General features: G+C 51.8%; 5 protein-coding genes. 2 read left to right on the top strand and 3 right to left on the bottom strand.

From position 1 onward, the window contains the following. Positions 1–225: 225 nt before the first annotated feature. From AC0QH1_RS09960 to AC0QH1_RS09950, 3 genes are all read right to left on the bottom strand, one after another. On the bottom strand, positions 226–2,361 hold the full coding sequence (locus AC0QH1_RS09960; RefSeq protein ID WP_324630929.1) for a serine/threonine-protein kinase: 2,136 nt from the start codon (positions 2,359–2,361) through the stop codon (positions 226–228). 266 nt (positions 2,362–2,627) lie between these two features. Continuing rightward, the gene (gene fabG / locus AC0QH1_RS09955; RefSeq protein ID WP_324630928.1) at positions 2,628–3,323 is read right to left on the bottom strand and encodes a 3-oxoacyl-ACP reductase FabG; all 696 of its coding nucleotides are present in this window, start codon (positions 3,321–3,323) and stop codon (positions 2,628–2,630) included. Positions 3,324–3,513: 190 nt separating this feature from the next. After that, complete coding sequence (locus tag AC0QH1_RS09950) at positions 3,514–3,771, bottom strand: DUF6737 family protein (RefSeq protein ID WP_324630927.1); 258 nt, start codon at positions 3,769–3,771, stop codon at positions 3,514–3,516. Between the two features lie 146 nt (positions 3,772–3,917). Here AC0QH1_RS09950 and AC0QH1_RS09945 point away from each other — a divergent pair, with 146 nt between their 5' ends. Together AC0QH1_RS09945 and AC0QH1_RS09940 are read left to right on the top strand one after the other, a co-directional pair. Further along, positions 3,918–4,280 carry a VOC family protein gene (locus tag AC0QH1_RS09945; RefSeq protein ID WP_324630926.1) on the top strand — a complete coding sequence of 121 codons (363 nt, stop codon included), beginning with the start codon at positions 3,918–3,920 and terminating at the stop codon, positions 4,278–4,280. 46 nt (positions 4,281–4,326) lie between these two features. Next, the gene (locus AC0QH1_RS09940) at positions 4,327–5,622 is read left to right on the top strand and encodes a recombinase family protein (RefSeq protein ID WP_324630925.1); all 1,296 of its coding nucleotides are present in this window, start codon (positions 4,327–4,329) and stop codon (positions 5,620–5,622) included. Positions 5,623–5,717: the final 95 nt, after the last annotated feature.

The raw sequence follows: 5,717 nt of genomic DNA, 5'->3' as shown, positions 1-5,717 counted from the left end.
ATTGCTTAACGGCGCTGCCTGAGCCAGGGGCTTCACTACCTATACGATCGCAAATCTGGAGAATCTGCCAGGGGCAAAAAAAAGAATAAATAATATTATTTTTTTTAAAACTTTGATGGACATCCATCCCTATCAGAGGAATGGAGCAATCAGAAGGGAAGATGTGGAGAATGGGGAATCCTGAATATCGGTTGGCCATAGATTGGAAGGGTGGAAGTGGTTAGTTTAATCAAAGGTGACGCGATCGGCAGCTAAGATAAGCTGATAGGAAATTGGCTGGGTGGCATCAGACACCACGACAAATTCATAATGGCCCGATTCGGGTAAAGTGCCGCTCCAATTTTTGTTGGGAGCATCTTCGAGTAGGGGAGATCGCGTGCCATTGGGGGTATAGATAGAGAGACGAGTCGGACCGTTGGCTTGCAAAAACAGTCGGAGGATTTGACCTTTGGCGAGATAGGCGGTGTAGGCTTTGCCTCCACCGGGAGAGAGGGTAGCGCGGACGCGATGACGATAGGCTCCTTGGGCAAAGCTAATGGTTTCTAGAGTTTCGCGATTTTGTAAAGCCTTGAGTTGGTCTAGTACGATCGCCTGCCAAACTTGCCCCATCACCCCATCGATAAAATCGAGACCTTTAAGTTCGGGAAAATCGTAAAAAAATTTAGCATCAGCCAGGTCATAGAGAGCGCGGCTACTGAGTTGGAGACGATTTAGCGATCGCGCCGAGCGATCGAGATCGCCTGGATCGTAACTTCCGAGTTGCTCGCGCGCTTCCACACTCAATGTTGCCAGATAATCGAGCATTTCGCTGGCGATCGCATCCCACCGTTCCCGCCACTTAACATCTGCGGGTTCGTAGCTGAGGATCCGCCCGCGTTGGGTAGGATATCGCTGGTAAAACCGTTCGTTAATCAAATCCACATAAAACTGATAATCAACTCCCAGGGCCTGGCGGCGATCGCGCAAGGCTTGCTTGCGTTCCAATTCTGCTGAAGAATAACGCGAAGAAAACTGCGCCAGTTGCGGATCGGTGGAATCAAATAAATTTGGTTCCCCCTGAGAACTCAGCGCCTTCACGGAGTGATGCTTCACCCAAACATTCCCACCCCACCACCCCAAACTGCCCGCACTTACCATTAACAACAGCACCAGTAACAGATTTCTCCAGGCGAAGAAACTGCCCCCCAGTTGACCTTTTCCAGATGCACCAGAACCACTCATCCCCCCAGAAACGGGCATTTCTGTCTCCCACGCCCCTGGGACACTGGGGGGAACAGTTGTCGAGGCGGAGGCAATTTCCGGGGGCATTTCCGTGGGGAAAACCGTAGCAGAACTGGTATTTGGGTTCCCTTGGGGTAGCGCCAGTGGAGCGATCGGGGTAGACAGAGCGATTGTCTGAGAACCGCAAGCAGATAAAGCGTGGCGAACCTGGGTGGCATTTTGGTAGCGATCGCTTTCCCGTGGGGACATCATTTTATTCAAAATCTCCTGCAAATCCCCCCCAACCTTGACCTGGAAGGTCCACTTCCAAATTCGCGCCTGCGGATCGAACAACTGTAGGGGTTCGCGCCCGGTGAGCAACACCACCATCGTCACTGCCAGGGCATATAAATCGCTATGCGGATAAACCCGCCCGTGCATCATCTGCTCCTCTGGGGCATAGCCCACCTTGCCCAGGCGGGTAGGGATGGCGACCTCCGCACCCCCTCCCGGGGGTACCATCACTTGGGATTCCACATCAGCTTCCACTTGCTTTACCCCGCCAAAATCAATCAGCACCGGCATGCGATCGGCACTGCGCTCGATCAAATTATCCGGAGAGATATCGCGGTGAATCACTCCCTGGGAGTGGATGTATTCCAATACTGGCAAGAGTTGTTGTAGTAACTCGATGACTTCTGCACGAGTGAATAACTTGCCGTTTCGGCGGCTCTGGGAGAGCAAAGCGCGATAGGTGTGGCCCTCTACATAGTCTTGAACTAAAAATAAATGACTTGCCCCGCCTACATTAGAGCGACAGAGCTCCCGGAATTTAGGAATCTGCGGATGTTGTAGCTGGTAGAGGACGCCGGCTTCGCGTTTGAAGAGTTCCTGAGCCTTTTGTTGGGCGTAGGTGCCGCGAACTTTCGGGGCAAATTCTTTCAACACGCAGTATTCGTTAAAGCGGTTGATATCTTCGGCGAGATAAGTGCGTCCGAACCCCCCGTGACCCAGTTGGCGGATGATTCGGTAGCGATCGCCGACGATGGTTCCCGGCGCGAAACCCCCGCTTCCAAGCTGCTGCAACGCTTCGCCACAATATTGGCAATAGCGACTGTTCGGCAGATTGTCATGTCCGTTACTGCAATAGAGGGGGTTCATCGCGGTTTCGCTCTCCCAAAACGCTTCAGCTCTCGTCTGACCAATTCACCCTTGATTCTACAAAACGCAAGGATGGAGGGTTATTGGTTGTTGGTCATTGGTCATTGGTCATTGGTCATTGGTCATTGGTTGTGGGTTGTGGGTGGGTGGTTGTTGGTGATTAAGGGTTTCTTAAATTCTTGCTTGTGGATTCTCAATGGGTATTGGGGGGTAAGGAAGGAAGGAGGGGCGGGAGTTAGGGTGAGGGTGAGGGCGATCGCGGGGGGTTAAATGTTGCCATAGATGGGGATAGCTGCGCCGCGTAGGTCTTTGGCGGCATCTGAGGCGAGGAAACAGATGACTTCGGCGATCGCTGCGGGTTTGACCCAGCGGTCGGCATTTTCTTCACCCATCCCTGCGCGGTTGGAGGGGGTATCGATGATGCTGGGTAAGACGCTGTTGGCGGTGATGTTGGTGCCTTTGGTTTCGTCGGCGATCGCTTGGGTTAATGCCACCACTCCTGCTTTTGCGGCACTGTAGGCGGCGAGCTGTCCTGCCGGTTGTTCTGCACCGCGAGACCCGACGGTGACGATTCGCCCATAACCGTGCTGTAACATGTTTGCCAAACTGTACTTGCACAGGAGAAAGGTGGTATCGAGATTCAACTGCAAATGGTCTTTCCAATCTTGGTAGCTATATTCGTGGGTTTCCCCCATTGCGAAGCCGCCCACCAGATGAATCGTCACATCTACTCGGCCCATATCGTTGATGAGCTTTTGCACTGTAGCTTCATCGGTCAAGTCAGCCGCCACAAAGCGAATTTTGCCAAACTCTTCAGCGGAAAGTTGGTTTTTGAGGCGATCGACCTGTTGTTCGTTGCGGTAAGGAACGGTTACTTTTGCGCCGCGCGCCAATACTGCGGGGGTGACGCCGAGTCCGAGTCCGCCGGTGCCACCAGTGAGTAAGACTTGTTTACCTTCCATTTCGCTGCTTCTCCGGTCACGTTATTCTTCAAGATATCGCGACTTTCGGCAGTTAGGGGGATGGAGGGGGGAATTTTTTACCTTGGCCGATCGCCGCTGTCCGTGCGCCCCCTTGACGCGCTAGCCAAAGTATGGTAATAAAACACCATACATCGGAAAAGGCAACGCTCCAGACTGTTGTCGGAACTGGCTATTTCGGGGATTCGTGCTGCTTACGCATTTCTTCGTATTTTGCCAATATTCCGCTTTCTCGCATCAACTGCGGCCAAATTAACAAGAAAAAGCCCATCCAGGTCAATATGGGCAAGGCGACGAGAATAGTTATCCAAATTTTATGCAACAGCAGCCAACTGCCGGCGATCGCGGTGACACCAGTGAGTAAAATCGACCAGGGTTGACACCACCAGGGTTTGTAATTCCAAGGGTTGAGAGAGTTTGATTCTGACATGAAATAAATGCACTTCGGCTTGGAGATAGACGGCGATCGCCCTAAGCACACAGCAGGCGATCGCGCCTGGGAGCATCTTCAATGATACACTCAGGGAGAAACCCCACCACAAAAAATTGTTGTAGTTTTCTCCCACCCACGAACCTATGCAAATTACCCAATATCTTCATACTGCCATCTTAGTCTCCAACTTAGAACGCTCGGAACATTTTTACAGCACTGTCCTCGGACTAGAAAAGGTCGATCGCGCCTTAAAATTTCCTGGCGCTTGGTATCAAATCGGACCGGTTCAAATTCACTTGATTGTAGACTCGGGTATTGATATCCAGTTGCAAAACCCGGAAAAATGGGGACGTAATGGGCATATTGCCTTTTCCGTGGCGGATTTGGATGCTGCGAAAACGCAACTGAAAGCACACAACTGCCCGGTACAAATGAGTGCTTCTGGGCGGGCGGCATTATTCACCCAAGATCCGGATGGTAATATCATTGAATTAAGCCAGAGTTAGGGGGAGAAGAGAGTAGGGATTTGAGGGAAAGCGTGGATGAAAATTGATGAAAATTATTGCCTATTTATATAGTGACCCGGTATTGGAATCGCCACCGGATCCGGCAATTTTCGGCTGGGAAATCGATCGCATTTATCGAGATTTAGGCGATCGCGCGCAACTGGATCGACTACTGGCGGAATGCGAAAGCGACGGTGCGGATTATTTATTAATTCGTCGGTTAGAAGAACTCGGCGACTCGGTGCAACAGGTGTGCGATGCAATGGAGAAACTGGAATTTCTCGGGGTGCAAGTCGTTCCCACCGAAACCGAGGTGAATCCCTTAAATCCCAAGATTAGTCGTGCGGATTTGCTCAAATCGATCGCCGAAATTCAGCGCGATCGCCACAGCCGACAAATTCGCAAAGCACATGCGAAAAATCGCATCAAAGCCTTACCCCCGCCGGGGAAAGCCCCCTACGGCTATCGACGCGGGAAAGACCGCTACGCCCTCGATCGCGCGGCGGCGGTGGTGGTGAAGGACTTTTTCGAGCATTTCCTATTATATGGCTCTTTGCGCGGTGCGGTACGCTATCTGGAGCGCAAACATGGCAAAAAAATCTCCGTGACCACGGGTCGTCGGTGGCTGACCAATCCTGCCTATCGCGGGGATTTGCGGTATCGGAATGGGGCGGTGATTTCTAATACCCATGTGCCGATCGTTTCCCGGGAAGAAGCGGCACAAGTGGATCGACTGCTGCGGCGCAACCGAAAAATGTCCCCGCGTACTGCTAGCGCCCCTCGGTCCTTGGCGGGGTTGGCGGTTTGTGGGGAATGCGATTCGCCGATGACGGTTTCTCGGGTGACTTCTTATCACAGCGATCGCGAATATCTCTATTTGCGGCCCATTCGTTGTCCGAAACAATCGAAGTGCAAAGCTTTACCTTACGATCGCTTATTGCAGCAGACGATTGAAGCCATTTGTCGGGATTTGCCCGAGGCGGTTGCTCAGTTGGAAATGCCGGATGAGGGAAGGGTGGAAGGGGAATTCAAAGGCGCGATCGCCGAGAAAGAAACTCTCCTTTCCCAGCTTCCCGAACTTTGCGATCGAGGAATTCTCGACTCAGAAACCGCTGAGTTGCGCGCCTACAAACTTCGCACGGAAATTTCCCAGTTGCAAAGGCAACAGGCACAACTTCCGCCAGTGAATTTGCGCGAAATTGCGCGCGCGGTTTCTATTCCCCAATTTTGGCTGGATTTATCTGAGTCGGAACGTCGTTTTTACTTCCGCGAGTTCATCCGCCACATCGAAATTATCCGCCAAGAGAATTCCTGGAACTTACGAGTTTTGTTTATTTTTTAAAGCCATAGGGCTGCGATCGCAGTTTTCCCAGCCGAATCTGCGAATCAAGTCTTTGCTTTAAATTAGCCTAGAAAAAGTTTGGGCTAATTTTGCCT

It is taken from the genome of Phormidium sp. CCY1219 (assembly GCF_055795085.1).
The sequence above is the reverse complement of the archived record's forward strand: the minus strand, read 5'-3'. Positions and strand labels throughout refer to the sequence as shown.